Raw genomic sequence first — 26883 nt, forward strand, 5'->3', positions numbered from 1 at the left:
ATACGAAGTTTAAAGTTCAAGTATTTCGTACTAATGTGTATGACCCCTCACCCCGTCACGGAGACACCCCCACATGATCTCGAAACGGGGATCAATCAGCTCGCAACTGTCGGGCGGTTATTGGATCATCCAGAACTGGCGCGTGTCTATGTGTACACCTGCTATTACGGGCCGGTCACCCGCCCAGAGATCAAGGCGGCACTAGATATCCCAAAGACCACCGTCTACGATCACGTAGAAACGCTTGAGGCACTCGGAATCGTCACGTTGGCGGGAGATAGACCAGTAGAAGTGACCGCAGATCCGGTTTGCATCACTACTGATGGTATTGTTGTGACGCCGACGATCCTCCACGCCGTTGCACTCCAGGAAGTCGATGAAGAAGTCTCATACTTTGTTGAGCGACACGGTGTTGGCAAACTCGCTGCTGCTGTCCGACAGGCCGGACTCCATTATGCTGGTCAGATCACCCAGCGAATGGCCGCTGATCCACTTGGCATCGGAACTGGGGAAGCGATCAGTGTCATCCTCGCGCTGAAGCCTGCGCTCGCGGTTGGGCAGGAATACGATCCCTACTTCGACGTGATTTTCCCGGAAATCTCGGATGACATCGGATTCGAGAGCGAACTTGACGTGACTACGCCTCGCCCGAATACTGAGTCGTAATTCTTCCCATTCTCGATGAACAACCCGTCTCCTCTCTCCCCCGAGTCAGTCACATTAGTCGACGCAAACGTCTTTATTAGCATCGGAAATCCAGGGAAATCCAAACACCATCGGTTCCGCCAAACAGTTCGGCGTGCTGGCGTGACGCTTCTGGTTCCTGCTCGTGTTGAAGAAGAAATTGAACAAGGTGGAGTCAAGCCAGCACTGGAGCGAGCCCAAGACGAGGGGTGGGCAAAAGTTGTGGCAGCCCCGACCGTCTCCCACAGCAAGGCGACAACAGCCCAAGATATCGTTCGGCGAGCAATCGCCTCGAAATCGGCGAGCAAAGACGAGCACGACGTGGAAAAAGCCGATCCCGTGTTCGCTGGACTTGCTGTCGAGTACCTTCTCGATACCGAACGGGCAGACAACATCACTGTAATTACTGCCGACCGGGTTGCTCGAGAGGCAATCGAAACCGCAATGTCGTCCCTAGGCTACGAGGGCCAAATTACCATCATTACACTCTGGGATCTTATTGATAGCGAGGATGATGATATCACACTCATTTAATCGCGTCTTCCGAAATTGATGACCTCTCTGGTTCCCACCAATGTATTTGGTAATCGCGCGACAGTATCCAAATAAATCAAATGGCCGTTCTAGACGATCTTTCTGGGTTCGAGTTTGAAGATCTGATTGAGGACGTCTTCCGCAACCTCGGCTACGAGAACGTCCGGCAGGCTGAGAAGACAGCCGACGAGGGGCGGGATGTCATCATGGAGGAGGTCGTCGACGGCACGCGGCGCGCGATCGTCGTCGAGTGTAAACACACGGGGACGGTTGGGCGACCGGTCGTCCAGAAGCTCCACTCGGCGATCGCGACGTTCGACTTCGATGGCCCGAAGCGGGGCATGGTCGTTACGACGGGTCGGTTCACGAGTCCCGCCCAGGAGTACGCCGACCGTCTCCAGCAGAACGATGATCCACACCCAATCGAGCTGCTTGATGGCGAGGACCTCCGGGAGATCGCCGACGAGATCGGCCTCGACCTTTACAACGGCCGCATCGAGATTCTCTGCGACGAGACGCTCCGCCCGTACGACCCCGCGGCCGACGTCGACGCGGCCGTCACGGAGGCGTTCCGCGATATCGAGAACATCGAGGCCGCCGACCTTCCGACACCGCATTCTGCGGTGACGTTCCGACCGGTAGTTGCGGTTACCGCCGACACAAACGCTGTCTTCGAGACGTCCGTCGGCGTCATCCACCGGATCAACGATCGGACGCAGTTCGTGGTTCACGCTGAACGTGGCCACCCACAGGTCGTCGACGAAGATGTCGCGGCACTGGTCACCAAGAACTTCCATACGAGGATCGAACTCGACCCCGAACAGTTTGGGGAGGTGTTCGACGACGTCGAGGAGCGCCGATTCGGGCAGACCCAGACCGAGTACAAGGAGTGGGCCGTCGAGCGCCTCCAGCAGCACCACACGACGACGGTGACCTACACCGGCGACAACAACGTCACGTACAACAAGACGTGTGAGCCGAATCTCTCGGATATCTCAGTGCAATCGATTGAGCCGGTGTATCTACCTGAGATTCAGCAGACGACAGAAATCCTGGAGTATTCGTATCCCTACGAATACTATGCTGCTGGGCCTTCACGGGTCACTACAGAGGACGGGATTCACCGATGCGTCCACAGCGAGACGAGCGGTGTCGGCGAGACGTACACGTATTGTCCGAACTGCGGGGCGATCGCCTGTGGCAACCATACTCAGACTGAACGGCTTGAGTGGGAGCCGGTCTGTACGGGCTGTGCGGTGACCGAACGGTTCGCGCTGAAGACGAAGTACTTCTACAACGAGGAGAATCTCGAGGCGTTCCGCAAGGAGTACGCTGGGATGTCGATCCACGAGAAGGCGATGGAGAACAAGCTCTTGGCTGGAGGGGGAGTAGTCGTGGCTCTGCTGTTCGTCGTTGGACTGTTCGTCATTGGCGGCATCATCTGAGCGGATTCGGTGTTCATGCTCGCTCACGAGTGCTCTGTTGAATCTGATGACGGCACGGGGGTCACGATCTCTAAAGGTGCGTTTATCTCGCTCTTCCTCGCCGATGAATTGGATCGATCCCTCTGTGATCTCGATCCTCTCGCTCTCTGCTACGATTCCATCTCCGAATTCTCTCGGCAGCGGCTCTGAGCCGAGTATAGAATGATACAATCCCGACGCCTTCTGCGGATTCAACAGAGCACTTCGTTGTGAAATGCTCGGGATCAAGTTCAGGCTCTCGCCCTGCTCATCTGTAGATCACCCGTTGTTTGGTATATTGACATCAGCCAATTCGTCGAAGGCATCTCGTAGTAACTCGATTTGTTCATCACTGAGTTCGTAGTCCATGTGAATCTCTGACAAATTTACATCCTCCGTCAGTACTTCTCGTGCACAATCTAACACTGTATCTGATACAAGATCCTGTTGTAACTCGGGATAAATTGAGTCCTGGATGTAGTGGCTGCTAAAGGCGTCTGTCACAGAACTCAGAAACCGCGTCCGAACGGCTACCGCCCTTGGTAGGCCCTGCTCTCTGAGGACCGCTTCGACGTGACGATCATGATTTGGCAGCCAAAACTCGAGAAAGGAGCGATCACCGCTGTCTTGGAGATACATCTCGACAAATATGCTGAGTCGCTGGAGGATATCTATGATATCGGCTGCACGTCTATCGGCCATGTCGAATATGGCGCGAATTATATCCTCTGTGTCTGGAAGCACGCTGTTTGAGGTAGAAGGCAGTTGATAACCCACCAACTGGAGGAGTAATTTGGCAACACCCCGGAAATCAGTCATAGCGGCATAATTCATAACGGCCTCGAAAAAATACCCTTCAGCGGCTCGTAATTCGCTAAACGGATCGTTCGCCTCAGTAACAAATTTCAGTACCTCACAAAGCATCCTCGGCTAGTTGGTTCTGAAGCCTGAGTTCCGTGGCGGAGCGGTTGTGCTGGTGGTCTTGACGAAAAAATCTTCGACGAACCGACGGAGAGCTGTCGCTGTCGGCGGCGGCTGCCGCCGACGCGACAGCGTCGCCACTCCTGGCGAAGGCTAGCCCGGTCGGGGATTAGCGGGTAAACCGGTCGTCTGGTGGTCGGTTTGCGGGGACGGCCCGACGCGTTGCGAGGGCCGTCCACGCTGCCCGTCGAATCATGTTGATGAACTCCTTGAACGACCACTGCCAGAGGCGACGCCCCCCACGGCGGGGCGTCGCCACGTACTCCCAGTGTAAATACCGCCAGACGTTCTGTAACAACAAGCTCACCACGACGTACAGCAGCCGTACGACCGGATTTTGTGTCGAAGTCGTCGCAATACTTTGTTCGGAGAGTCGATAGCTCGCTTCGATACCGAAGCGTTTCGCGTAGTGGTATCGAGCGTCTCGTGGTGAGTCGATGAACGGCGCGTCAGCGGCGTAGCCGTGACGCGCCACCCCATGTTCGTCGTACCGTCCGTTTTGGTAAGTACAGTCGATGTAGACCGGAAACTCGACGGTCCAGCTGTGACCGTCGAGTTTCGCCGTCATGTCGTGCTGAATCACGCGACTCCAGCCTTCCGAGAGTTCTTGCTTGATCGTCTGTCCCCAGCGGACGATCGGCATGACGTAGGCGTGGTTGTGTGCGTGAAGCAGCGTCAAACACTTGCTGTCGTAGAATTCGCGGTCAAGAAAGACGGCCTTGACGTCGAGGTCAAGGCCGTCGAGAATACCGAGAAACTCTGCCAGGACACTGCTGGCGGTGTCGCCGTCTTCGAGACGGCGCACCGCCAGCGTGTAGCGTTTGTTCTTCACACGCGCGTAGAGTGTCGCGTAGGCATGGAACGCAGTTGTTCCACGCTTCGCTTGTGAGTGATACAGGCCGTCTGTACCGTCTTCGTCGCCGTAGTAGGGCCGCAGGTGGAGGTCTGAAACGACCTCCACCTGCTGGGGAAGGACGTCAAGAACGTCCTTCTGAAGGAGCGCGTTTCCGACTTGTTCGAGCGTCTCAAGGTCGAACTTGGTGCGGAGGTGGTAGAGAACCGAGTTTTCGTGGGGTGCATCTTCACTCCGCTCACAGAGCGTTGAGACCGAGGTCCCGTCGGCGCACGCGCCGACGAGGACCTCGTAGATGTCTTCAGCATCGATTTCGGCGTTTTCAGCGAGTGTGAGGGCAACTTCCTCGTCAAGAGAGTTGACGAGGAAGTTAAGAAGCTGGTCCTCGTGGATTTCACCGTCTGCTTGCTTGGTATTAGACACACCTTCAGCAAGCAGACGCCTCAACTAACCGGCTTTGTGATGTACTGATATTGTCTTTTATTCTTGCAGCGTCAAATTCATCCCCACTACTTTCGTAGTGTTTGATTGCCTCTTCTCCATGGTATATGATTTCTTCACGTAGATCATTCTTAGTGTCTTGATCAAACTCACTTTGGAGACGGTGAGATTTTATTGTCATCATTAAGTCATATATGTTTCCGAGAAAGTACGGATCGCGATCCGAATCCACTTCGCTCATAACGGTTTGGAGGTGCCTTTCAGCGGAATCAAAATCATCAGATAGATTGTCATGTAATGCAAAATAAAATTCTGCGATCGGTTTCTCTACCTCAGCAAGAACCAACGTTTCGAGGTGATTTTGTGCCTTCATAAATTCCAGATCAACGTCGTCAATCTGATTCTCACACTTATGCATAGTATGGAGGAAATTGATCTGCCTTAGTGGCGTTAGGTCATCATGAAACCATTCGGGGTGAGTATTTACAATATGTTCAACATACTTACGCACAAGTTCATATCGGAACTGCTGATATCCAGACTGAGACAGGGTTTCACCAAATTGCCTCAAAATCATGAGCCCAGATTTATAATCCTCCGCAAAATTATATGCCCGTTCCGCTTCGATCAAATTGTGGTTTGTAGCGTATTGTGGGACGCTGATTCCGCCTTCCAAATACCCCTCGGCAATGGATCGAAACAGCTCTTGTCGTCGCTCCGCCGTTGTATGTGATATTACTACTGATCTTGGAGTTGGGAGGAGGAAATATCGACCAGAAATGGATTCGACAAAGCCCTTCTTTATTAATGTCTGTAAGTGATGTTCCACATCAACATCCTTTGCTATTGACATTAAGGTCCCGAGATCTTCAGCTCGCCGGAGGCCGGCCACAATTTCGATAACCTCAGTCAGCTGTGGTGAGGCAGCCTGTAACCACTCCTCAACTTCTGTTGGATCCAATGACTCACCTTGCCTACAGTCTACCGCTGTAAGGATTGTCTCAGTTGGATCGTAGCTATCCTCTTGTGTTGCCTCAATCTCCTCAGTATTTTGTATGAGATCAGCTTCAGCTGCAGATGTCTGAAACTCATCATATGTCGCTTCTTGACCGTCGAATAGCTCTCGAACTTTCTCAACCCGTGATCGTATTGAATTTCTAAACTTTTGACTTGGTTCTTGGGTGCTAAGTATCAATAACTCCCCATTTGGGCTTATTGTATTGATTGTGATTAGTTTGACAATATTCTTGAATAGCCTCTTTCCATTTACACTCTGATTGATATCAAGCTCAACGCCGTCTAAGACGATCGTTGCACCTGCGTCGAGTACTTGGTACCCAACACTCTGTATTGTGTTCGTGTCACGATCAACAATGCCGATCGTGTTGGCAAAGCTGAACAAATTGTTTCTAAAATCATCGAAGAGGTACCCTCGACCATGTCGACAGTTGTAGTAGAATATCAGTTCCTCATCACGAATATTCCGCAATTCTGACCCAATGCGGTTCGAGAAGTTCGGCTGATTCCCTTTGCGGAGGTAGGCGGTATCCGAATTTGCGAGGGCATTATTAATAGTTGTGTGGAGTTCACTAGTCTCTTGCTGGCTAACATTTGATTCTGCCTTACTGGGTAGATTCTGCCTTGCCTTGTTGAACGCAAGACCGCGTCGGGGTAGGGTCGATAACTCACGGTTTCACGGTGTTAGAGACTGGTTCTTACACTCAGAAGATGTAGTAGCTGCCGCTGGCGGTGGCCGTCAAAGGGTCAAAACTATGGTATCTTACTTCCTTGATCAGGTGACGACGGCGATGCCTCTCCCAAATATGTCCGGAGAAGGGGGAGCAGGCGGCGAGCCCTAACTCGCCGCCTGCGTTAGGTTATGGATGATGCACTTCCGCGTGAGCTCCCGGAACTGGCCGTGCCAGCTCCGGGAGCGTAGCTTCTCGCCGTCGTCTTCCTTCAACTGCGAGAAGCCCGTTTCACTCATCCAGCGCTGGTTGTAATCCTCATTCATCCGGGCGTTGTGAGCCTTCTGTAGCGGTGTTTGCTCTCTGTGCTTGATCAGTGGTCGCGTTGAGTTGGAGCGACACTCCTCACGGAGATCGCTCCATGAGTAGTTCGCGTCGGCAGATAACACACGCAGGTCTTCCGCGTTCCGGCGGAAGACCTGCATCCCAATATGACCGTCCCATGCCTTCTGCGTCGTGAAATGAACGTCCTTGATCGCTAGCGAATTCACGTCGATCAAGATCGTCGTCTTCATCGAGTGGAACGAGTAATTTGCGCGATCGCGGTAGTGGTAGCTGGTTTGATCGCGTTGAAAGCCGCTTGCGTCAATTGCAGCTTCACCACTCCAGCCCGCCTGCTCCGCCGAAGCGCGGAGCAGGTGGCGGAGCTCACGCATTCGGTACTCATTTTCCCACCGACAAAACGAGCTGTAGTGCGGTGCGTCATCAAGATCAAACACGGCGAGGACGCCGGGCATCTCGTTGAGGTAGTCTTCGGTCTCACGGAGACTCTTCTCCAGTTCGACTCGGTACAGGATCAACGCGATCTGTACCCACTCGGCGTACCCGTCCGCGCCGTCCGGCGCGGCGGGTACGTCCGGATCATCAACATGCTGTTTGGCAAGATCTCGACACATCCAAGCAAGCCGTCTGAGCGATGCCATATCGCCAGACGGCGTCTATTTCCGGGTTAATCTGACGGAATATTACAGTAAGAGCGTTTGAGACCGTCGTCACTAGGCGGCAAAACAAGGCATTCTGCCTTGGAAAGTGGGTGTCATTATCGATAATGCTCGGAACGAAGTGATCGGTCAAATTCAGCCCGAACGGATCGACTGTCGGCATAGGTACTCCATTCTCAGATACTAATTCAAGAAGGAAATCGCGAGCCGGTATTTTTCCATCATCTTTCGGGGTGAGTAACTCAAAATCCTTCCCGTGTCTGTCCATTGTTTCTTTCAACGAACGGATTCTTGTATTCGTATCGTCCTCGAGGTCGATTTGGCTGTAACTCACCCACCAGAGTCCCTCTGTCAATCCACTATCTGAACGAGCAGCCTCCTCAAGAAGAGTCATAATACTGTCGTCGTGACCATTGTATCCCAGTACTACGAGTCCTCTCCCCTGAAGATACTCAGTAAGCTTAGCCTGTAAGCTTTCGTCCACCCGCGTTCTCATCTCCTCGGATAGATTTGCGAGATCGTCGTAGAGGAAGTCCCCATGTAGTTTGAACAGCTTGGATAGTGAATCGTCGAACTGCTGTATATCTATTTGATCATCATATTGGCAGATTCTGAAGCGATCATCTGGCAACAACATGAACGCAATTTCAAGGAGATGGTCAAAGTTTGTAGTCACGACATCACCGAACACTCCTTGGTCCACAAGGGAAGCAATTAGGTAATGATTGCCAGGATACGCACGTCGACCGAAGGCATCTGGATATTGATTATTTACCGGCGGAATCCCTGTGAACCATTGTTCGATGAGACTTCGTCGTTGTTCACGATGCTCTTCGCCAGGGAGCGCACGGTTCCAAGCTTCGTCATACTGAATGTCATCTGGCCACGACTGGTTGGCGTATTTGTCTTCCAAACGACCTATAATGGTTTGCCCACTCGGAACCCCTGCCCGTACCGATATTCCTGCGCCACAAAATAGAGATAGATTTTCACTCTCGGAAAGCCTCTCGCAAAGTCGCTGATAGTCTTCCTCTTTGATTTCATCCATAAAACATTCTGATGCGACATTTTAAAAAAAGTATTGGCAGTTCCCTCTCATACCGGTAGATATTATTCCGATTTCATATTTAATATGTAATAGTATATTCAATTTGTTGTTCTCTTATACCCTTCTTGTTGTGCTAACTAGCCATACTTATTGGTTGTACTGATTAGTACAACTAACCATACTAACTGATTTGTCTGACGCAAATTTATGACGAATGGGTCTAACAGGTAAGACATGCTCACGTACACGACTTACAGCGAAGCCGGCGGCGTCGGGAAGACGACGCTCGCGTCGAATCTCGCCGACGCGCACGGGCAGCACGATCGCGATGTTCTCGTAATCGATCTTGACCCACAGAACGGCTCGTTGACGTACTTACTCGGCGTTGACGCTCCACGAGAAGATAGTAACGCAGACAACATCGCGCGCCACCTCATCGACCGACCAAAGGGCGCATTCGAGGACCTCATCCTTGAGACACCATTTGGATTCGACCTTGTTCCAAGCCACAATATGCTAGAAAATCTCGCCGATCTCCTTGCTCGCGCTGCCTCAATGGCAGAAGACCTCGGCGAAGAGTTTGAGCGCCACGATCAGCTGCGACAGGTGCTTCTCAACGCGGATATTCCCGACAAGTACGATACGATCGTCGTCGATCCGCCGGCAACCGCTGGCCCCCATCTCTACAACGCCATTGGCGCAACCCGTTCGCTGGTGATCCCGCTGGAACCGACAGGGAAAGGGATGCAATCGATAGAGGGGCTACAAGATGTCGTTCAGGGCTTCGAAGAGACGGTGGGTGTCACCGTTGGCGTCCTTGCGGTCGTGCCGAACGGCGTTGGGCGGACGACGGACCAACAACGCTACTTGACGCGTATCCGCGAGCTGGGGTACGACGCGCCGGTCGCCATTGGTGAGCGATCGTCGCTCTTCGAAGGCTGTTGGGACAAGCAGACGACAGCATTCGCGTACGTCAATGAGTATCGCTCCCGGAAACGTGATCACGAAATGGAGACGCTCGAGCAGTTACACGACCTCGCCAGCCATCTTGAGGAGGTGAGTGCCTAATGCCGAACGGCATGAAGTCCGGGAGCGGCGATGATCCGTTCGCCGAGGATGATGATGTCGACGATGAGCCTGTCGACGACGTCGCGGATACGGACACAGATGCGGGTGATCCGTTCGATGAGCAATCAACAACGCCAGAACCGGATCCGACGTCGACGACGCTACCAGGCATCCCTGACCATCCTGCTGACGAATCTTCCCGGCTACCATGGATCCACCGTCGCGATGGAGTGAAAGACGATCGGGACCACAAGACGATCCACTATACGGAACACACGGTAAAGAGGGAACGTCGGGAGCTCCGGCCTGCGCTTGAGGAACAACTTGGGGATGATGTCGAACTTACTGATGCCCGAGAGGCGGCATATCTCGTCGGAATGGATCATCTAGACGAAGTCGCCGACGTGCTTCGAGAGTGGGGCTACGATATCGAGTAGCCAGCTCATTTTGTATATCGTTATACGATTTATTACCTTTGAGCATTCTCTGTCCGATAAGTTGCTTATTTCGCGTGTCTCGTACAGACACGCGCATAACCAATACTATTATACTACTGTCAAATAGACGCTATCCCATGAGATCACCACGCTTAGAATCACCACAGGGGGCAGCATGCGGGGTTCTCCCCCGAGATTTCCGTGAGTGAGCAAACCTACAACTGGTCAAGGAAATCACTCGACGAACTCGTCGATTTCTACGAGCGAGATATCGCTCCTGAACGCCGGCAAGAGGGATACGATCCAAACAAGATCCCCTCCTACCAGTGGCTCGTTGAGCACGGCTATAGCGGTCTCCAGTACGCTGTCCGGGAGCATCATGAAATGACACTATCCGAGTTCTTCGAACAGGCTGTTGGACTTGGAGACGACGCTTCACCGGAGAGTCCATCGTGGCCAATCGATAACGAGCAGATGATCGAGTACCTCGAACAGTACTTCCGGTCACAACAACGGGGGTCGGCTGCGGAGAGCACCCTCCAGTCAAAGCGCTCGCGGCTTGGCCAGTTTCTTCGCCATTACGAGGATTTTCACGGGACAGCGGAGATCGTCTCTCGTATCACAGATGTCGCTGACCAACCTGAAGAGATCCAGCGCGTCACAGCTGTCTTCGACATTCTTGATGAAGAACTCGAGAGTAATGACTCGAAGCGCCGGTACCGGTCTGACATCGACGATCTCTACAGCTGGCTCGTCGATCGCGGCTACGGAGCGTTCAACCCTGTTCGATACGACCACGAGTGGGACGTTGCTAAGCGCGATAACCCCGCACTTGCGCCCGCACAGGTCGGATCTCTCGTGGCTGCGGCTGAGAACATCGAAGAGCGATTAATCGTCTTAGGGCTGTGCGCCTGGGGCTTGCGACGGAGTGAATTAGCAACTCTCCACGTTAAGAATGTTGAACTCCAGGCGGAGTCACCGTATCTCTCGTTCGACACGCGGAAGAACGGTCCCGGAACAGTGGCGTTGATCTACGGCCAAGATGTCCTTGCGGATCGAATCACACAGCTGTCGGATCGTCAGGGATGGGGCGGGCATCTGTTTCCCTCACCAGACGCTCGGCGTGATCACGTGACCGGGGAGACACTCAATCGCCGGTTCAAGTCGATTGCTACGCGTGCAGATGTGCGAGTTCGCGGTGGGCTTCCGACCTCGAAGATGGGACGTCGGTTCTGGTACAGCGCGTACGCTGATGCCGTCGAGACGGTGATCGAGCGTCTCCAGAGTGTCGCTCACGAGCAGGGGAGCAGCGACCCGATGGTTGTGTTTCGGAACTATCTCTCTGAAGAGAAACGCCGTGAGTATCTTCGCGACGCAATGTATGACCGGCTTGCTGAGGCGTTTGAGGACAAATAGTCTGCCACAATCACACATGTCTCACACTATACTGAGTACTGGGCCTATCCTCTCCACAGTTTCGGAGGAGTGACTCGATCATAGTCATCTTCAGTTGCGTACGGGCTTGTATCGTCTGGTGTACCTCTCGAATAAGACAATATGGATAATGTCGAATGAAAGGAACGCATCAATATCTATCCATCAAGATTGTGGGAATTCACGGTCTTCGAGGATGAGTCATTTTTGGATTGAATCGGCATCAATCGGGTGCGTAGGCGTCCGCCACACAATCACGAAGTTCCTTTGGCGTCGTCCACGTGTACGCACGGTCAACGCGCTCCATCGAGAGGAGATAGTGTGCGAACATCCCGTCGTAGGCCGCGTACTGTTCCTCCTCAGTCTCGTAAGTTCGATAGAAGGCCCGCGTCCGTTTTCGATAGGTCGGCTGATCGATGTAACCCGCTTCCCACGCGTGCCCGCCTTGGGAATGTTCGTACACCCCCACGATATGGTCCGCGTAGCTGACCAGTAGCTTGAATTTCGACGTGAAGAACTCCGAGATGTCCAGAATATCGTCCATCAGGAACGCGTCGATCCCATCATCGGAGTTCGAGGCTGCGGCATCGATCGCGAGTTGGTCGCGAACAGCCTCCAATCGTGGCCGCTCCTCCTCATCGTAGGAACCGAGAACAAAGTAGGACATGTTGTTAATGAATCGTCCGAGGTCCTCGTGCATCGCGGTCTGAATCGCCTCGACCCGTTCGGGTGTGAGCGTCTCGCCCGGCTGTTCACCCAATTTATCGATGACTGCACGGGTAGCGTCGTCGTTGTTCATACTGGGCCTCATTCACCACCGCCACCTAACGGTACAGAAATACGACTGGAAGTGGAATACGCAATCACCTTGGGCATCAATTCGAGTTTCACCGAAATGGTTATCCGATCGGGAGAGAAACACAGAGACACAATGTCCCGGCCCGATGCCACCCCGCTCACGCCAGCCAAGAGTTCGGCCGGACTCGATCCGATCGCAGCGTTTAGTGTCCTCGACGACACGACCCGTGCGAATATCATCGGGACAATCGTCGGTCACCCGAAAGGCGCGCCCTCGAAGAAGGAACTCGAATACTACAATCCGAGTATCGCAGCGTCGACGCTCACCGACCACCTCATCCGGCTGGAAGAAGTGGGACTGATCGAGGCCATCGAACAGGATCGTGAGGGGCTCGAACGGGGTCAGCCGTACCGGTTCTTTCAGTTGACCGACGCCGCCCGCGAGCTGTTCGACCGAAACAACCTCTTTGAGCCCGATGCGTACCGAGAACTGTTCGCCGAAGTCGAGAAAACAGACGAAATCACGGCCGCCGAGGGTGTCGAGCGACCGAACGGACGAAACTGAAATCCACCTAAGGCGTACGTTCTGCCGGTCAGAGAACTCGACGTCTGGGATATTCCAGAAGCGGAACCAGCGCAGAGCCGACGCGAGAGATCAGCTCGATTTTGATTCAGAACAGACGAATCGAACAGAAGGCACGCATCAATTCCATCCTCCGAGGCTGTGACCCTCTCAACGTCGAAGCGGTCTTAACCAATACCTACCGGTTCCCATCACCAGATGTTGGTTAACGAGAGCGGATCGCCTATCACCGAGCGGTCGGAATCGATAGGTATAGTCGGAACCTTTCGCTGGTGCCGACGAAGACACAACCGAGATCCAAGCTGAAATCGAAGAACTGGAGCAGCGTATCACCGAGCTCACCAGTTGTGACCTCGGTCCGCTCGGCACTAACCCCCAGTCGCTACGACGCAGTTGCGGTGTGAGTCGTCATTGGTCTCGTCGTCGCTATCAGTCACTTCCTTCGTGTCGGCGAACCTGACTGGGCCGTGTTCAAATGACTATACGTGCTACCGTAGTTTAATCTGAGTAATTCCCGAATAGTATACACATTGAACAGTTTGTAGACCCCCAAAAAGAGCTATTTAGGAGGGTTGTGTCGGAAATCACTGTGAATAAAAAAGAAAACAAACATGATGAGGTACCTCCGGAATCCGGTGAACCAACAAATCCGGATGCACCACCTGATGCGGAAGAAGCGGACTCCACACCAAAATCTGATGCTGACGAGACCTCCGCTAGTGCTTCACTCAGCGGGGAGATCGACACTGACGAAGCGGAAGACTTCATCGAACAGATCGAATCCGAACAAGAATATATTCAGATCACTCCTGTACGTGAGGAGGTGAACTCAGAGACAGTCAAGCGAGAACTCTACGGACTCCACCGATACGGAAACGGACGCAAGCTCCCACTCGATATGGAACTCCATATCGCCGGCATTGAACCCGTCTCAAACTTCGAGTTCATCATCTACAAACCGGAGGATGAAGCTCAATTCAAGTTCTTCATCGGACCCGGAGATCGCGGTGAAGTCACCTGCGACCGACTCGAAAGTACCACACGATCGCAGTATCCAGAGAACTTCGAGTTCGGACGGGAAAGCTTCGACATCACGGATGTCTTCGATGAGGTCCCCGAGATGGTTCGCTGGGAGGGCGTCGAGGAGAAACGAAGAGACTGGATGACGACGCTCTCGTCATTCGACAACGAAGCGATCGAACGCTCGCCGCTCTCCAATCTCCTCGAAACCATCATCCAATCAGACGGCGTGGTCCTCTTTCAAGCGGTTTTCGAGCCACGCGCAGACTGGTCTCCGAAAGCCGAACGGCAGAAAGGAAACCTCAAGCAAGGCGTCCACACGACCGGCGGTCTTGTCCTTCGGACGGTTCTCGACGGAGTCCTTGGCGTCTCTGATGAAGAGCAACAGGAGCGCCACCGGAGTGATACACCAAACGAGATTGGCGGCTCAATCCACGATTCACAGACTGCGGGCTACCGCTCAGGCACGGGACGGATGGGGCAGATCGACCTAAAAGACCCATCTCACACCTACAACGTCACCCTCCGAGCGGCCACAACAAGCCCTAAGTGTGCCCGAAATCTCCAAGATTCCCTCAACCAGCTCAGTGGGAAGTTCTACTCTATCGAGGGAAACTACCTCGGGACGAACGAACCTGAGTACAAGCGGATGCTCAGCCACGGGATCACCTACCCGAACGGGCTCGAGTCCTGGTCGCGACAAAAGCCGCTGCTCGTGTGTAACATCGACGAGCTCTCAAACTTCATCACGGTCCCCTCAATCGACACGCTGCCGAAAGCGAGCCGAGGTGGGACCGGCGGGAGACCGACGGCTCAGTCGCCGCTCACCTCACCGAACGAAGAAGTATTCAAGGAGTTCTCGACCGGCATGACGATCGGCCACGCCGTCACCGCACTCCGAGATGACTCCGAGAAACCAGATCAGATCAGTACCATCCAGAGCAAAAATGAGTGGTGGGACCACCTCGCGAAGCGGGATGCGCTCTCACTGTCAGCAGATCATCTCACCCAGCACTACATCCGCGCAGCAACGACTGGGAGCGGGAAAACGGTCGCGACGATCAACGACATGCTCACCACACACCACAATCTCGAGGGGCCGACAATCCTCATCGATCCCAAGGACGGCGAGATGTGTGAGAACTATCTGCGGTGTCACCGGACATTGTTCGGCAACCTCGCAGACGTCGAATACATCCAGATTCCAGAAGCGGAGGGCAAGGTTCCAGGGATGCCATTCTTCGATCTGCGGCCGCTCACAGAGGGTGCGGGACGCACCCGAGAGACAGCCAAACAGGACATCATCGACCACTACTTCCAGTTACTCAGATTCGTCCTCGGGAAGAAGACAGTCGAACAAGCGTTCGTCGCGAACGAAATCCTCACCAACCTAATCAAGGCGCTGTTCGACCGCGAACACGGGAAAGATTACTTCTCAATCGGGGAGCTCATGGAGGCCGCACAGGTCTTCCAGAAGTACGGCAAGCAAGTCGAAGACCTCGACGAGGACTACGAAACCGTCCTCAAAGCCATCCCGCAAACGGTCGACACGCAGGTGAAGTCCATCCTCGAGTCGCACCTTGAGAAGGACGCGCGGCAGTTCATGAACACGACTGACGCGGTTCTCAACCGGATCCGAAAGCTGAAAGAGCGTGACTTCATCTGGGATATGCTGTCGTACACGGTCGATGACGAGTACTGGAACGACGACACAAACTGGTACAACAAAGAGCAGATTCCGATGCTCGATATGAAGAGCATCCTCAACTCAAACAAAGTCGTCCTCATCGACACGGGAAGTCTGCGCGGGGCCAGCAGCGAAGTCTTCACCGTCCTGTTCCTCTCGCACCTGTGGACTTCAGCGCAGTCAATCTGGACGCCAGACGATGATGAATACATCACGAACGTCATCATCGAGGAGTCTGCGAACATCGCTCGCAATGAAATCGTCTACCGAGAACTCCTCCCGAAAGGGCGTGAGTTCAACCTCTCGCTCGGGCTCATCATGCAGTATCCCGAGCAGGTGCTGGGGGATAATCCACAGGATAACCGGCGGGCGTACAAAGAAATCCTCAACAACATCAACACGAAGATCATCGGCAACGTCGCGACGGACGACCTCTTAGCCGAGTCGCTGTTCCACGAAGATCTCGAAAACGACGAGATCAAAGACCGCATCGCGGGGCTCCGACGTGGAGAATGGCTCGTCCAACTCCCGTCGACGGGCTTCCACAAACAGAAGCCAGAGATACTCACACTCCGTCCCCTTCCCATCCCGCCAGGGCATAACGCAGGGTCGTTCAACGTCAGCTCGCGGGGTGAACAAGTCCGTGAACGAAGTCGGGACCGACACTGCGTCAACCGCCAGCACGAAGCGATCGACATGGACAGCGGCGTGAAGACCGGTCCTGGTGCGGACGAAGACGAGGACTCGGACAGTGATGGAGACAATCCTGAAGACTCTGAAGAGTTCACAGGCGATCATGAATCCTTCCTCCGGATGGTCTTCGACGCACTCACAGACGGGGTGACTGGCTACCACATCAAGGACACAATGAACGTCCTCCCGTACAGCGAGACGGCACCCGATCTCATCGAGTGGGGCTTCCTCGAGAAGTTCGAACTCGGAAACAGACAGGCGTACTACTGGCCGACAGACGAAGCAAACGTCGTCGTCGACAAGAATCTCGCGCCACGAGACGGTGGTGAGTACGGTCGGGAAAGCCCGGAACATCGGGTCGGCGTCAGGCTCATCGACGCATACTACGACGGGCTCGGCTACGAGACATACATGTACTACACCCCCGAGGGCAGTGAACTCAAGTTCGATCTCTACGTCGAGGCGACAGAGGAATCTCCCGACGATCGGGACAAAGTCATCGAAGTTGAGCTGTCCCCGGAGAAGCGGCGGCACGTCGTAGACGACTTCTTCAAACTCCGAGACGCAGATGCCGACGCCATCTGGGTCGTTAAAGATGCCGGCGGGATGCGGAAGTTGTTGTCGTCGCTCACTGGTCAGCTCGGGTATATTGAGGCACGAAAATCGGATAACTTCGAGAAGATCAGCGACGAACTCGACGCAGAAGGCGCGCAGAAAATCTTCGGCATCAACAAACTCAGAAAGGATCTAGGAGACGACTAGCAACTAAACTCTCTCCACTAGCTTCTCTTTTTATCGGGTCGCAGAACTCTGAGTTCCATCCCAAAACGAGTACTAATCCAGTTGACAGCGAGTGGATTTCCCATTCTATGTCGGCATACAGTCGTAAACCAATCCACTCACAGCTAGACAATCTGCGTGGTACGTCCATAAGAATATCATCTAAGAACAGGGCAAGGAGCAATGGAAAAGACATTGAGAGCGAGGTGAGAGCGAATGGAAAAGACATTGAGAGCGAGGTGAGAGCGAATGGAAAAGACATTGAGAGCGAGGCGAGAGCGAATGGAAAAGACATTGAGAGCGAGGTGAGAGCGAATGGAAAAGACATTGAGAGCGAGGCGGGAGCGAATGGAAAAGACATTGAGAGCGAGGTGAGAGCGAATGGAAAAGACATTGAGAGCGAGGCGGGAGCGAATGGAAAAGACATTGAGAAGAAGCTGAACAAGCAAGGTGTATCAAACTGAAGCCACCACAAACAACCAGAAACACTGTACTGTAAATGTCCAAACCCACCCAATCTAGACAACACCAAATCCCCGATCTTCTATCCTCAACACTTCCCAAACAGACTTCAGACACAGAACACACCTCACATTCCTTTCACTACTGCCCACACCCACGCAATAAATAAGTAGACAGCAATACATTAGGCCGGTGTGTATGTATAATCTTGAATAAGCAGACGTGGAGGGATTTGATGCTACTTTGTGTAATACGATAATGCGATGTGAGTGGAAACTGGCTGTAGCATCGCTATTCAAGAATAAGCAGACGGTAGCGGGATACTGGGCAAGCGATGTAAAACCTAAAACAAGCAGACGGGACCGCAATTGGTACTATCTGTTATAAGAGATTTCCACCTCGGTATCACACATCCTACATTATCATAGACAACCAAGAATAACAAGACAGCGACCCGATATGGCTGTGTTCATGTAAACACCCGAATAAGCATACGGCAGGGGTATTGAGGGGTGATTGAATAAAACATTATTACGGGATATACAACCATCATATAACCAGACGGGAGCGACTTAGAGGTGTTTCAGTATAAAAAATGTAGTTTGGGCGTCATCATTAAAAATAAGCGTACGTGGGCGGATTTGGCCCCTGTTGGTGTAACCTAACCCTCCCCCATAATCCCGCTGGTTGGGTTCTGAGGGCCTGAGAGACCTTTAGAGATGTTCTAATATATCTCTCCTCCCCTGTGGTTAGGTTCCGCGAATTCACAATGTTAGGGGCTTGAGAAGCAAAATGACCCGAAGGTCGACCGCGTAGCGAGGAGACGGGGCGGAGCCGAGAGGAGAAGGGAGATCAGAGAAATCGAGCGAGATATCGCAGTACGTATATCAGAAATCAGATACTGGATTGGCAAGGGAGAGACGAGTCGGTCAGAAGTCGAGATAGACGACGATCGGGAGGGTGGCCCGTCCGGACAGAGTGGCTATCGCAACCAAGCGAGTAGACGTCCCGGTGGGCACACCCACGGAGGAACGACGACCGACGCCCGGCAGAGACAGTCGCGTCAACACAGCCAGTCACTTTCAGTATGGGGACAGGCAGAGACAACGAGCCACGGATGGGGCAGATACAACTGGACGTCTAGCGACCACCGATAGCACAGCCGGAGTGACGGCGACGCGAAGGGCAATCAGCTACGCGATTCGGGGAAGTAATCCTGTAGTGATAGTGGATGCTCTGACTGATTATCACATGTTGTTACCAACCAGATACATTCATAACTCACCGGCAAAGAGACTCCCCGATGCCGACACACATTACCGGATACGTTGCTGATGAACTCGCCGAGCTCATCGACGATGTCGCAGAGCACCACAACATTTCTCGGAACCGAACGATCGAACTGCTGCTTCGAGAAGGCGTGAACAACCGCCATCAGCGGATCAAGATGGAGCAGATCAACATCAAGGTCGAGCGGGTGCTTCGAGAGATAGCTGTCAACACGGATGGCGAGTTCGGCGAGGAGATCGAAGCGCAGAGCGAGAAGATCGGAAACATGCCCCTGCCCGAAGGAACGACTGGGGTCGACCTCGTCACACCACATCCGTACTTCGGCGGAGATGGCTGGTACCACGACCCAGAAGATCACCCCTACAATCAGTAAGTAGAACTGACGGCCGACGGGTCGCGACACACAGGTTCCGGTAGGGCTGTTCACTCCATTTTGTCTTGTCTCTCATTGACCACACCATTTTGCGAGTGCTCTGGGTCGATTACATTATTCATGGACCCCCCACACCGGTTTTCCAGTGTTCTTCCAAGCTTTATCAGTCCAACCTGCGTATCTACACGTGGGATGTTCACATGAAACTCGCATTGATCGGGGTCGGGCAGGCGGGTGGGAAGGTGGTCGACGAGTTCCTGGCCTACGACGCACGGACAGGCGCTGATATCGTTCGGGGAGCGATCGCCGTCAACACGGCGAAAGCAGATCTCCAGGGAATCGACCACCTCTCGAAAGACCGCCGGATCCTGATCGGTCAATCGCGAGTGAAGGGACACGGTGTGGGCGCAGATAACGAACTCGGCGCAGAGGTGGCCGAAGAAGACATCGACGAGGTTCAGGGCGCGCTCGACTCAGTGCCGGTCCACGAGATCGATGCGTTCCTCGTCGTTGCGGGGCTTGGTGGCGGGACGGGGTCAGGTGGGGCGCCCGTGATTGCCAAGAACCTCAAGCGGATCTACACTGAACCTGTGTACGGGCTCGGCATTCTGCCCGGCAGTGACGAGGGTGGGATCTACACGCTGAACGCCGCTCGATCGCTCAAGACGTTCGTCGACGAGGTGGACAACCTCATGTTGTTTGACAACGACGCCTGGCGCAGCTCGGGTGAATCCGTGGAGGAAGGGTTCGACGCGATCAACGAGGAGCTCGTCCAGCGGTTCGGCGTGCTCTTCAGTGCGGGCGAGATAACCGAGGGAAGCGATGTCGCTGAAAGCGTGGTTGACTCTTCGGAGATCATCAATACGCTCAAAGGGGGCGGAATCTCTTCGCTAGGCTACGCCGACGTCGAGGTGGACGAGCCGAAGCGGAAGGGATTGCTCTCGCGACTCAGTGGCGATACAGATAACGGGATCGACAGTACAGAAGCGACCAACCGAATCACGAGTCTCGTCCGGAAAGCAACGCTCGGTCGACTCACGCTGCCCTGTGAGGTGAGCGGGACAGAGCGAGCACTGCTTGTGGTTGCCGGCCCGCCAGAGTATCTCAACCGGAAGGGAATCGAGCACGGTCGCAAGTGGCTCGAAGAACAGACCGGATCGATGGAGGTCCGTGGTGGTGACTATCCACGACGCGGTGAGGGAACGGTCGCAGCGCTCGTGCTGCTCGGCGGCGTGACGAACGTCCCACGAGTGAAAGAGCTCCAGCAAGTCGCAATCGAAGCACAACAGAATCTCGGGGAGATCACTGACGAGAGCGAGGACCGTTTCTCGGACCTGATGGACAGCGACGGGGAGCTGGAGTCGCTGTTTTGAGATCGTAGTGGTCTATTCGTCGTATCGATCTTCGAGGTCGTCGAGTGCTCGCCAGAACTGCGTGTTGTTAATCTCTGACTCTGTTGCTGCCCGGGTTTCCAAAACACCCGCGTACGTCTCGAAGTTCTCGGGACTGGGATCGGTCGCCAAGACACAGTCGATGTATCCATCGAGAGCTGTCTGGAGAGTCTGTGCGTAGTGGTCGTAGGAACCGTCGATCCAATTAAAATTCTCATCGACTTCCTCGAACACTGCCCGATAGACGGTCGCAGAGGCGAGGTAGCGATCGCGCTCACGGTACTGTTCGGCAATGTTGAAGAATCGGGAGAAGTCGATCGCTTCGAACACCGCCGGATCGGCATGTTGCTCAAACAAGCGTCCGATCTCCTCGCGGTACTCATCGACCGATTTGTGTTCGTCACCGAACTGCGCGAGAAACTGTTCTCGGACCGTGCCGTGCTTAGCGAGTACATCACGGATGAACCCACGTAACTCCTCGACAGGGACGTCCGCAAGGAGAGCCTCGATACGCTCGCTCTCATCTTCTGGCGGGTCGTCTGCGATAGCGAGGAGCACCGCGACGACGTGTTTGCAGTCGCCATGGCCGTCGTATGGACAGGTACACTGAGTCTCGAGACTTCGGCCACCGAATTTGATAGTCACGTCGTACGGGTTCGATCCGCTGACAACGGCCGACACGAGATCGTCGAACCGGTCGAGCTGCTGGATCCGTCCCTCCCTGCGATAGGTTTGCCCCCGCTCAAACACGGGATCGGTACATCGGTCTCGAATGGTTTCTGTATCGATGTTCATGCGGAACTCGTCCGAAATCACTCTACTGGGACCTCGGTACTCTCGTCAAACTTGTAGCTGCCACCTTTCAAACCCGTCCCCCTCTAGACCTTCACCAGTTACAACATATTGACCACTCCCACCCACTTGCCGGTGTTCGACCACCGTTGGTGAGCCCGCCTGCTGGACCCGCTGTGCCATTTGATAGATGACTGAGTCCGTTTCCATATTTGGGAAGTCAACTGTTTCTCACGGCGCTGTCAGCGGTCTTGTGGTCGGGGTCCTATTCATCACCCCATCCCAATCGCGTAGATAGAGAAGAGCCGCCGCAGTGAAGGATTATTTTTAACCACCAGTTGAGGTGGTGCGTGATTTAAGAGGTGATAAGAATACAATCCAACATCTGCTTTAGAGGCGTTCAAGCGGCCAAATACTCGGCTCTCAGTTTGTGACACTCATATAAAAGTCACAATCGACTCTCTTCAACTCACGCACGATTCCTGACGGAACCCTCCGGCGCTGAGACGCCGGAGGAGTCGTGCTGCCACCCAATGACAGCAACCAACCCAAACAGGGTCAGGAGTGATAACTCTGGTTTCCAGAGTACCTTACTCGACACTGACCCACAGATACACCGCGTCGCACAGTCCAGTTCTCAAATCTCGCCGAACCGTCGCCAGCGAAACGCCGGTCGAACAATCATCGTGGGGTCGGTCTAAGTGACCGAAGCCACCGACGATCCGACCTCGTTCGCCATCCCGATGGATCCAGACCGTGCGTTCAACGCAATCGCAAACAGTCGTCGCCGGCGCGTCTTGCTCTCACTCTCACAGTCGCATGGAGCAATTACCGCAGGTGATTTGGCCGTCGAAATCGCCGCCATCGAGAATGCGATTGACCCCAGTAAAATCAGGAGCAACGAACGCACCTCAGTCTACATCTCGCTGACCCAATCGCATCTCGAGACGCTCGATGAGTGCGGCGCAATCGCGTTTGATGACCGATCGAAGTCCGTCTCTCCGACGGACGCGACCGAACCGCTCGCCGAACACATCCGCCGGCTCCAGACTGCGTGTTACAAGCCAGATTCGGAAGAGTCCCAATGACCGAGTATCAGCCAGAAATGGAGACGCTCAGAGACATCGACACGAGTTTCCACCGGCTGTTCGAGACAGTCAACGACTCTGAGGCGCCTTCCATGCCGGGAGATGACCCACTCGCCACACTACGGCAGACACGAGCACAGATCGACGCCGCACTGTTCGCGTATCGTCGCCGAACTGAGGACGCCACGCTCGCTGATGACGGGACGTGTCTCCTCCAGTGGGACCCACCGAGTGCTCCGCCTCGCCGCCTCCGGTTCGAGCCCGACAGCACTGGCGAGACGTGGACCCGTCGCGAATGGGAGTGGACCGGCGCTGAGTGGCGTCCCTGTGGGAGTGATCGCCTCGACAACGTCGCGATACGTGCTCCAGCGGCGGCGCGGTATCCAGAGCCAGTCGATCCCACACCGATCGAAACGATGCTCGAGTGGACCCGCGACAGTTGGGCGCGTCCGGATCCGCCTGCGCTCGTGTTCGCGAAGACGGCCACCACCGAGCAGGGTGTAGTCGTCTCCGTCGACGGCGAGCTCCGCTACCGCGAGCGCGATAGCCCACAGTGGTATCCTGCGACGACAGACGAGTTCTACCACCACCTTCGCACTCACGGACAGCCAACGCTCCTACCGCTCTCAGAAACCGCACTGACTCGCCATGACTTCACTCCCAGCCCGCTCTCTCAATGACGGACGAACCACTCTCGCTTCCACCGGGATTCGATCGTGGACTCATCCAGCTTATCGACGCGATCGAGACGCTCCGGGACGCTCTCTCAGACGAGGAGACACTTACGACCGTCCAAGCTGTCACCACACGGCGGCGGTTGTTCCTCGCGCTCTACCCGCTTAACACGATCCGCCAACAGCTTGCGGATACAGAGCATCACCGGTCCCAAGGCGATCATGAGGTGGTGACGTGGGATGGCCCTGCTCAGGCACTGTATCATATCGAACTACGTCTCGATCGGCTGCTTGAGGATCTCTCCATTCAGGGGTACGACCACTCCTCACAAGAGTATTCGATCGAGCAAACACTCGAAACGATTCGAGACCACATCGTCATTCTTCAGGACGCACTTTCTGAGGGGTCGACGGACAACTCCACGCTGCTTGAGAAACTCTCCAGTCACCGATCTGTCTATGCAGACGTGGCTGGGCGTGGGGTTGGCGATGGGCGATGGCTTGAGTATCAGCTCCAGCGCGCGTTGATGCGGTGGGGGTATCAAGCAGAGACACGCCAGCACCTGTTCGGTCTTGAGGTCGATGTCGTCGCCAAGCGGAAGCCAAAACAACAGCAGCCGACTGATTGGATTGTCGCTCAGTGTAAAGACTGGACGAGCGACACGATCACGCCGTCAACGATCTTCCGGCTGTGTACGATTGCGTTTGCCTGCCGGGCAATGCCGATCCTCTGTCATACGAGCGATATCACAGCTCGGGCTGAGGAGCTCGCCCGTCAGTTCGAAGTCCGAGTCCTCGATCTGCGGGATCTTGAACGTGGTGCGCTTCCTGCGCCCCAAGTGTACAAGCCATCGGCTGAACTCAACGAGTGGCCTCCACAGAACAACGTTCGTGACTATCGGGGCACCCTCCCCGTCATGTTCTACGGAGAGCCTGGCAAACGGTTCAGCTACGTTCCTGGCTTCACTCCCGTGGGGATGGACTACGACTACGAACCGATCGATACCGATCGAGACGACGATACGCATCCCGCAGCCGGGCACTAACTCGACTGTGAATATGTGTCCATAATCCAATACTATTATTTTCTTGGTGAGTATATTGGTTCTCATGTCTAAACTACCATATCCTTCCGAGCCAAGCCGCGAAGCGATCAAATCCCATGGAAGTGCCTACGATGACGGGGTTGCTGATGCATTTAATGTCGAATCGACTGATGAGAATAGTGTGGCTAAACAGGGGATGATTGAATATCTCGCAACGGAGTGGACCAATCAAAGAATTTCACGGAATGAAATCGCGAGAGCTTGTGGTACTGCAAATATCCCGATTGAGCAGTGGTATAATGAAGAAGTGGAGTGGGACAAAGTTGTGAAACGGATTGAGAATGCCCTTGATGTGAGCTTTATGTGACCTCACCATCAATTCTTTCGGCAGCTGTGCTGACAGACAGTGCGACCCGATAATGTGGGTACGGTCTTACTCAGAGGATTAGGTCGGGGCCCCCAGTAGACAGATTGAGCAACTGGCAGCTACGGTTCGAACGATGCTCCGACTTCGTCAGCGATAACTTGGAGATCAGTCTTCCGAAAGGTAGAGTCGTCAGCCGCCTCCAGCGACTCTGCGATCCCGACGTGCGCCCGGATAACTCGGCGCATCTGCGATGTTGATGATCGCCCCGCCTCGCTGACGTCGACTCCGAGTGTCTCACAGACTGCTTGTAGTTCCTCCTTTGTGAACGAGGCCTTGACCTCCCGCTCGAAGCGACCAGTTGCTACTCGAATCGCGTTGCGTAGTTCTCGGACGGTAGGACTCATGACTTTCTTTTCTCCTCTTATGGCCCTCAAAGTTCCTACTCAGTTCCGGTGAGATCTTCTAGGGACCCCGACTTACCAGCTCTGTCCATTCCTGAACACAGTCTCTGATTCTCTTACAGGTTACTGATATAATGCGAGGGGATGAGGGTAGTGTCTGGACAGAGCATCCCAACTGTGGAACAATCGTGGACCCGATACAAAACAAGCCAGAGTACTGGAGGAACTTCTGCGGCTCAGCTATCGGTAGACGCTCGGATGGTGGTGTTGTAGTAGACAGCGATGTCCGGGTGTCTGGTACTCTCAATCTTCGAGTTGGTCGAGCGGACTCTCCTGTACCGTCCCAAACTCACGCTGATGGCGAAGAGATTTCTCTTCCAGCTGGATCAAGAACTTTTTCGCAGCCAGTACTGCCTCATTGACCTCAGACTTAGCACAGGTGAAGTATACTTCCCCTAAGACGTAATTTGGCTTCGCCGTCTGATAGCTATATGTCTCCCACTCGTAGTCCGACAGGATTCCAGCGGCTTCCGAAACAATCCAGTTCGCAACCACATGTGATCGCATCTTCTCCTCATCTTCAAGAGCATCTGGATAATTCCGATCCAAGTTGTAGTCAAGAGGTGCTGGGAGGTATCCGATAACAATTTCTATCGTCTCGTCGCCGAGATCGACGAGTAGAATCTTCGCATCATTACTCTGAAAAAGGTTAGAGACTGTATACACAGCATCTGCGTCTTCTTCAATAACAGGGGCTGAGTGATCTCGCATTAGTCTTCAGCCTCCGTTATCTCGATGTCAGTAAGTACAGCGACTGGAGGCCGAGCCAACTCAGATGCTCCCTCTCGTTCCGCCCGAATTGTCTCGGGTGAAACCTCCTCACCATTGAACACAGAGAGGGCGTCAGCAAACACGTCAGCCGACGTCGTATCGTCGAAAAACAGGTGTTCTAACGCCTCGATCGACACTCGGTCACTATCACCGCGTTTGAGCGCGGCAAGTCGATCTTCAGGCGGTAAGAAGGGTTCTGTCGTGATTGAGAGGTCCACCTGTGCGTGACGCTGGTGGGCAGCCTCTGCTTGTTTAATCGCACTCACCAGCCGGTGTTCAGGATCATCACCTGTGAGCTGGAGTGTCGTATAGAGCGCAGCGTGTGCGTATTGTGCTAGGGCTCGAAGCGAGCGCTCAGACTCTGCGCCACCAGTCATGACGGTCTCGAGTTCGTCATCATCAAGGTAGAGGTACAGGTGCATGAGATCGACAAGTGCGTCCGGCAGCCGGGTCGAAGCTGCCTCGAGAACACGCTCTCGCTGAGTCTCTGCGTCTGGATGCTCTCCGGTGAGTACCTCGCGTTCGTTGTCCGTAAGCAGTCCAGATGGGTGGTGTTCCGACATTACTTGTCACCTGACGTGGTTATGGAGGCAGCTTCCGTGAGCGAGAGTACCTGGTCTCGCTGGTACTCTGTGAGCCGATCCAGGAGTGCCGCGTGTGACCAGTCCCAGTCTGTGGGACCAAACAACACCGTTCCAAGGAGGGTATTATTGACATATTGCATCCGGAACACATCGACGAGTTTCGGCTTATCAGCCGTCTCAAACACCTCTTCACCGGATATGTAGTGTCCAATGTAGATCCCAGTTCGCCATTCTCGGAACGTTTCACTTTCCTCGTACTGCCTCTCAAAATGCCAGGAAGAGTCCGTCTCTGCGTCGTACTCGTCGATGAACGCAGCGTACTCTTCTGATATCGTTTCTGCCGCTGTCGTGATGTCTTCTGGGGAAACACCAACACACGCTGATGACCCAG

The 26883-nt window shown here is 54.2% G+C and carries 27 protein-coding genes; 15 read left to right on the forward strand and 12 right to left on the reverse strand.

Annotated features, from left to right (window positions below):
• The first annotated feature begins 39 nt into the window (after window positions 1-39).
• From RH858_RS12270 to RH858_RS12280, 3 genes are all read left to right on the forward strand, one after another.
• Window positions 40-666: a helix-turn-helix domain-containing protein gene (locus tag RH858_RS12270; RefSeq protein WP_310562011.1), complete on the forward strand. Its 627-nt coding sequence runs from the start codon at window positions 40-42 to the stop codon at window positions 664-666.
• 141 nt (window positions 667-807) lie between these two features.
• Window positions 808-1218: a hypothetical protein gene (locus RH858_RS12275; protein WP_199241364.1), complete on the forward strand. Its 411-nt coding sequence runs from the start codon at window positions 808-810 to the stop codon at window positions 1216-1218.
• 80 nt (window positions 1219-1298) lie between these two features.
• Complete coding sequence (locus tag RH858_RS12280; protein WP_310562012.1) at window positions 1299-2663, forward strand: restriction endonuclease; 1365 nt, start codon at window positions 1299-1301, stop codon at window positions 2661-2663.
• Between the two features lie 297 nt (window positions 2664-2960).
• Here the strand turns inward: RH858_RS12280 and RH858_RS12285 are convergent, their stop codons facing one another.
• From RH858_RS12285 to RH858_RS12305, 5 genes are all read right to left on the reverse strand, one after another.
• Entirely contained in the window at window positions 2961-3500 is a 540-nt protein-coding gene (locus RH858_RS12285; RefSeq protein ID WP_310562013.1) for a hypothetical protein, read from the reverse strand.
• A gap of 271 nt (window positions 3501-3771) precedes the next feature.
• Window positions 3772-4938 (reverse strand): ISH3 family transposase, encoded by a 1167-nt coding sequence (locus RH858_RS12290; RefSeq protein ID WP_310562014.1) that lies wholly within the window; start codon window positions 4936-4938, stop codon window positions 3772-3774.
• 4 nt (window positions 4939-4942) lie between these two features.
• Window positions 4943-6358 carry a hypothetical protein gene (locus RH858_RS12295; RefSeq protein ID WP_310562015.1) on the reverse strand — a complete coding sequence of 472 codons (1416 nt, stop codon included), beginning with the start codon at window positions 6356-6358 and terminating at the stop codon, window positions 4943-4945.
• 453 nt (window positions 6359-6811) lie between these two features.
• The gene (locus RH858_RS12300) at window positions 6812-7627 is read right to left on the reverse strand and encodes an IS5 family transposase (protein ID WP_310562016.1); all 816 of its coding nucleotides are present in this window, start codon (window positions 7625-7627) and stop codon (window positions 6812-6814) included.
• Entirely contained in the window at window positions 7569-8693 is a 1125-nt protein-coding gene (locus RH858_RS12305) for an SIR2 family protein (RefSeq protein ID WP_310562017.1), read from the reverse strand. Before RH858_RS12305 ends, RH858_RS12300 begins: the two co-directional genes overlap by 59 nt.
• Before the next feature lie 234 nt (window positions 8694-8927).
• Here RH858_RS12305 and RH858_RS12310 point away from each other — a divergent pair, with 234 nt between their 5' ends.
• Window positions 8928-9761, forward strand: a complete 834-nt coding sequence (locus tag RH858_RS12310) for a ParA family protein (protein WP_310562018.1) — start codon at window positions 8928-8930, stop codon at window positions 9759-9761.
• Window positions 9761-10198 (forward strand): hypothetical protein, encoded by a 438-nt coding sequence (locus RH858_RS12315; RefSeq protein WP_310562019.1) that lies wholly within the window; start codon window positions 9761-9763, stop codon window positions 10196-10198. Before RH858_RS12310 ends, RH858_RS12315 begins: the two co-directional genes overlap by 1 nt.
• A 234-nt stretch (window positions 10199-10432) precedes the next feature.
• Here the strand turns inward: RH858_RS12315 and RH858_RS12320 are convergent, their stop codons facing one another.
• Window positions 10433-10579, reverse strand: coding sequence for a hypothetical protein (locus tag RH858_RS12320; RefSeq protein WP_310562020.1), 147 nt, complete (start codon window positions 10577-10579; stop codon window positions 10433-10435).
• A gap of 3 nt (window positions 10580-10582) precedes the next feature.
• Between RH858_RS12320 and RH858_RS12325 the strand changes: the two genes are divergently transcribed.
• Window positions 10583-11614 carry a tyrosine-type recombinase/integrase gene (locus RH858_RS12325; RefSeq protein ID WP_310562021.1) on the forward strand — a complete coding sequence of 344 codons (1032 nt, stop codon included), beginning with the start codon at window positions 10583-10585 and terminating at the stop codon, window positions 11612-11614.
• A gap of 241 nt (window positions 11615-11855) precedes the next feature.
• On the opposite strand, the gene RH858_RS12330 is transcribed toward RH858_RS12325, so the two are convergent.
• A complete protein-coding gene (locus RH858_RS12330) occupies window positions 11856-12431 on the reverse strand; it encodes a hypothetical protein (RefSeq protein ID WP_310562022.1) in 576 nt (191 codons plus the stop codon).
• 132 nt (window positions 12432-12563) lie between these two features.
• Between RH858_RS12330 and RH858_RS12335 the strand changes: the two genes are divergently transcribed.
• From RH858_RS12335 to RH858_RS12355, 5 genes are all read left to right on the forward strand, one after another.
• A complete protein-coding gene (locus RH858_RS12335; protein WP_310562023.1) occupies window positions 12564-12995 on the forward strand; it encodes an ArsR family transcriptional regulator in 432 nt (143 codons plus the stop codon).
• Window positions 12996-13836: 841 nt separating this feature from the next.
• Complete coding sequence (locus RH858_RS12340; RefSeq protein WP_310562024.1) at window positions 13837-17175, forward strand: ATP-binding protein; 3339 nt, start codon at window positions 13837-13839, stop codon at window positions 17173-17175.
• 107 nt (window positions 17176-17282) lie between these two features.
• Window positions 17283-17657, forward strand: coding sequence for a hypothetical protein (locus RH858_RS12345; protein WP_310562025.1), 375 nt, complete (start codon window positions 17283-17285; stop codon window positions 17655-17657).
• A gap of 1301 nt (window positions 17658-18958) precedes the next feature.
• On the forward strand, window positions 18959-19318 hold the full coding sequence (locus tag RH858_RS12350) for a hypothetical protein (protein WP_310562026.1): 360 nt from the start codon (window positions 18959-18961) through the stop codon (window positions 19316-19318).
• Between the two features lie 200 nt (window positions 19319-19518).
• A complete protein-coding gene (locus RH858_RS12355) occupies window positions 19519-20691 on the forward strand; it encodes a tubulin/FtsZ family protein (RefSeq protein WP_310562027.1) in 1173 nt (390 codons plus the stop codon).
• 12 nt (window positions 20692-20703) lie between these two features.
• Here the strand turns inward: RH858_RS12355 and RH858_RS12360 are convergent, their stop codons facing one another.
• Window positions 20704-21504, reverse strand: coding sequence for an SWIM zinc finger family protein (locus RH858_RS12360; protein ID WP_310562028.1), 801 nt, complete (start codon window positions 21502-21504; stop codon window positions 20704-20706).
• Window positions 21505-22202: 698 nt separating this feature from the next.
• On the opposite strand from RH858_RS12360, the gene RH858_RS12365 reads away from it, so the two are divergent.
• From RH858_RS12365 to RH858_RS12380, 4 genes are all read left to right on the forward strand, one after another.
• The gene (locus RH858_RS12365; protein WP_310562029.1) at window positions 22203-22589 is read left to right on the forward strand and encodes a hypothetical protein; all 387 of its coding nucleotides are present in this window, start codon (window positions 22203-22205) and stop codon (window positions 22587-22589) included.
• Window positions 22586-23269 carry a hypothetical protein gene (locus tag RH858_RS12370; protein WP_310562030.1) on the forward strand — a complete coding sequence of 228 codons (684 nt, stop codon included), beginning with the start codon at window positions 22586-22588 and terminating at the stop codon, window positions 23267-23269. Before RH858_RS12365 ends, RH858_RS12370 begins: the two co-directional genes overlap by 4 nt.
• The gene (locus RH858_RS12375) at window positions 23266-24309 is read left to right on the forward strand and encodes a restriction endonuclease (RefSeq protein WP_310562031.1); all 1044 of its coding nucleotides are present in this window, start codon (window positions 23266-23268) and stop codon (window positions 24307-24309) included. Before RH858_RS12370 ends, RH858_RS12375 begins: the two co-directional genes overlap by 4 nt.
• 64 nt (window positions 24310-24373) lie before the next feature.
• Window positions 24374-24676 carry a hypothetical protein gene (locus RH858_RS12380; protein WP_310562032.1) on the forward strand — a complete coding sequence of 101 codons (303 nt, stop codon included), beginning with the start codon at window positions 24374-24376 and terminating at the stop codon, window positions 24674-24676.
• A 119-nt stretch (window positions 24677-24795) separates the two neighbouring features.
• Here RH858_RS12380 and RH858_RS12385 read toward each other — a convergent pair whose 3' ends face one another.
• The 4 genes from RH858_RS12385 to RH858_RS12400 all read right to left on the reverse strand — a co-directional run.
• The gene (locus RH858_RS12385) at window positions 24796-25080 is read right to left on the reverse strand and encodes a hypothetical protein (protein WP_310562033.1); all 285 of its coding nucleotides are present in this window, start codon (window positions 25078-25080) and stop codon (window positions 24796-24798) included.
• Window positions 25081-25380: 300 nt separating this feature from the next.
• Window positions 25381-25848 (reverse strand): hypothetical protein, encoded by a 468-nt coding sequence (locus tag RH858_RS12390; protein WP_310562034.1) that lies wholly within the window; start codon window positions 25846-25848, stop codon window positions 25381-25383.
• Window positions 25848-26471, reverse strand: a complete 624-nt coding sequence (locus RH858_RS12395; protein WP_310562035.1) for a hypothetical protein — start codon at window positions 26469-26471, stop codon at window positions 25848-25850. Before RH858_RS12395 ends, RH858_RS12390 begins: the two co-directional genes overlap by 1 nt.
• On the reverse strand, window positions 26471-26883 hold a 413-nt coding region (locus RH858_RS12400), incomplete at its 5' end, for a hypothetical protein (RefSeq protein WP_310562036.1). The genes RH858_RS12400 and RH858_RS12395, both read right to left, overlap by 1 nt.

Source organism: Halalkaliarchaeum sp. AArc-GB, from assembly GCF_031432225.1.
In the GTDB taxonomy this organism is placed as follows: domain Archaea; phylum Halobacteriota; class Halobacteria; order Halobacteriales; family Haloferacaceae; genus Halalkaliarchaeum.

What these genes read in the sequence shown, in the direction of transcription:
- RH858_RS12350 (WP_310562026.1), top strand. Translation starts at nt 18,959, where the DNA reads ATGCCGACACACATTACCGGATACGTTGCTGATGAACTCGCCGAGCTC.
- RH858_RS12370 (WP_310562030.1), top strand. Translation starts at nt 22,586, where the DNA reads ATGACCGAGTATCAGCCAGAAATGGAGACGCTCAGAGACATCGACACG.
- RH858_RS12395 (WP_310562035.1), bottom strand. Translation starts at nt 26,471, where the DNA reads ATGTCGGAACACCACCCATCTGGACTGCTTACGGACAACGAACGCGAG.
- RH858_RS12325 (WP_310562021.1), top strand. Translation starts at nt 10,583, where the DNA reads ATGACACTATCCGAGTTCTTCGAACAGGCTGTTGGACTTGGAGACGAC.
- RH858_RS12285 (WP_310562013.1), bottom strand. Translation starts at nt 3,500, where the DNA reads ATGACTGATTTCCGGGGTGTTGCCAAATTACTCCTCCAGTTGGTGGGT.
- RH858_RS12375 (WP_310562031.1), top strand. Translation starts at nt 23,266, where the DNA reads ATGACGGACGAACCACTCTCGCTTCCACCGGGATTCGATCGTGGACTC.
- RH858_RS12355 (WP_310562027.1), top strand. Translation starts at nt 19,519, where the DNA reads ATGAAACTCGCATTGATCGGGGTCGGGCAGGCGGGTGGGAAGGTGGTC.
- RH858_RS12315 (WP_310562019.1), top strand. Translation starts at nt 9,761, where the DNA reads ATGCCGAACGGCATGAAGTCCGGGAGCGGCGATGATCCGTTCGCCGAG.
- RH858_RS12385 (WP_310562033.1), bottom strand. Translation starts at nt 25,080, where the DNA reads ATGAGTCCTACCGTCCGAGAACTACGCAACGCGATTCGAGTAGCAACT.
- RH858_RS12390 (WP_310562034.1), bottom strand. Translation starts at nt 25,848, where the DNA reads ATGCGAGATCACTCAGCCCCTGTTATTGAAGAAGACGCAGATGCTGTG.
- RH858_RS12310 (WP_310562018.1), top strand. Translation starts at nt 8,928, where the DNA reads ATGCTCACGTACACGACTTACAGCGAAGCCGGCGGCGTCGGGAAGACG.
- RH858_RS12330 (WP_310562022.1), bottom strand. Translation starts at nt 12,431, where the DNA reads ATGAACAACGACGACGCTACCCGTGCAGTCATCGATAAATTGGGTGAA.
- RH858_RS12335 (WP_310562023.1), top strand. Translation starts at nt 12,564, where the DNA reads ATGTCCCGGCCCGATGCCACCCCGCTCACGCCAGCCAAGAGTTCGGCC.
- RH858_RS12380 (WP_310562032.1), top strand. Translation starts at nt 24,374, where the DNA reads ATGTCTAAACTACCATATCCTTCCGAGCCAAGCCGCGAAGCGATCAAA.
- RH858_RS12270 (WP_310562011.1), top strand. Translation starts at nt 40, where the DNA reads ATGACCCCTCACCCCGTCACGGAGACACCCCCACATGATCTCGAAACG.
- RH858_RS12345 (WP_310562025.1), top strand. Translation starts at nt 17,283, where the DNA reads ATGTCGGCATACAGTCGTAAACCAATCCACTCACAGCTAGACAATCTG.
- RH858_RS12300 (WP_310562016.1), bottom strand. Translation starts at nt 7,627, where the DNA reads ATGGCATCGCTCAGACGGCTTGCTTGGATGTGTCGAGATCTTGCCAAA.
- RH858_RS12320 (WP_310562020.1), bottom strand. Translation starts at nt 10,579, where the DNA reads ATGATGCTCCCGGACAGCGTACTGGAGACCGCTATAGCCGTGCTCAAC.
- RH858_RS12280 (WP_310562012.1), top strand. Translation starts at nt 1,299, where the DNA reads ATGGCCGTTCTAGACGATCTTTCTGGGTTCGAGTTTGAAGATCTGATT.
- RH858_RS12305 (WP_310562017.1), bottom strand. Translation starts at nt 8,693, where the DNA reads ATGGATGAAATCAAAGAGGAAGACTATCAGCGACTTTGCGAGAGGCTT.
- RH858_RS12360 (WP_310562028.1), bottom strand. Translation starts at nt 21,504, where the DNA reads ATGAACATCGATACAGAAACCATTCGAGACCGATGTACCGATCCCGTG.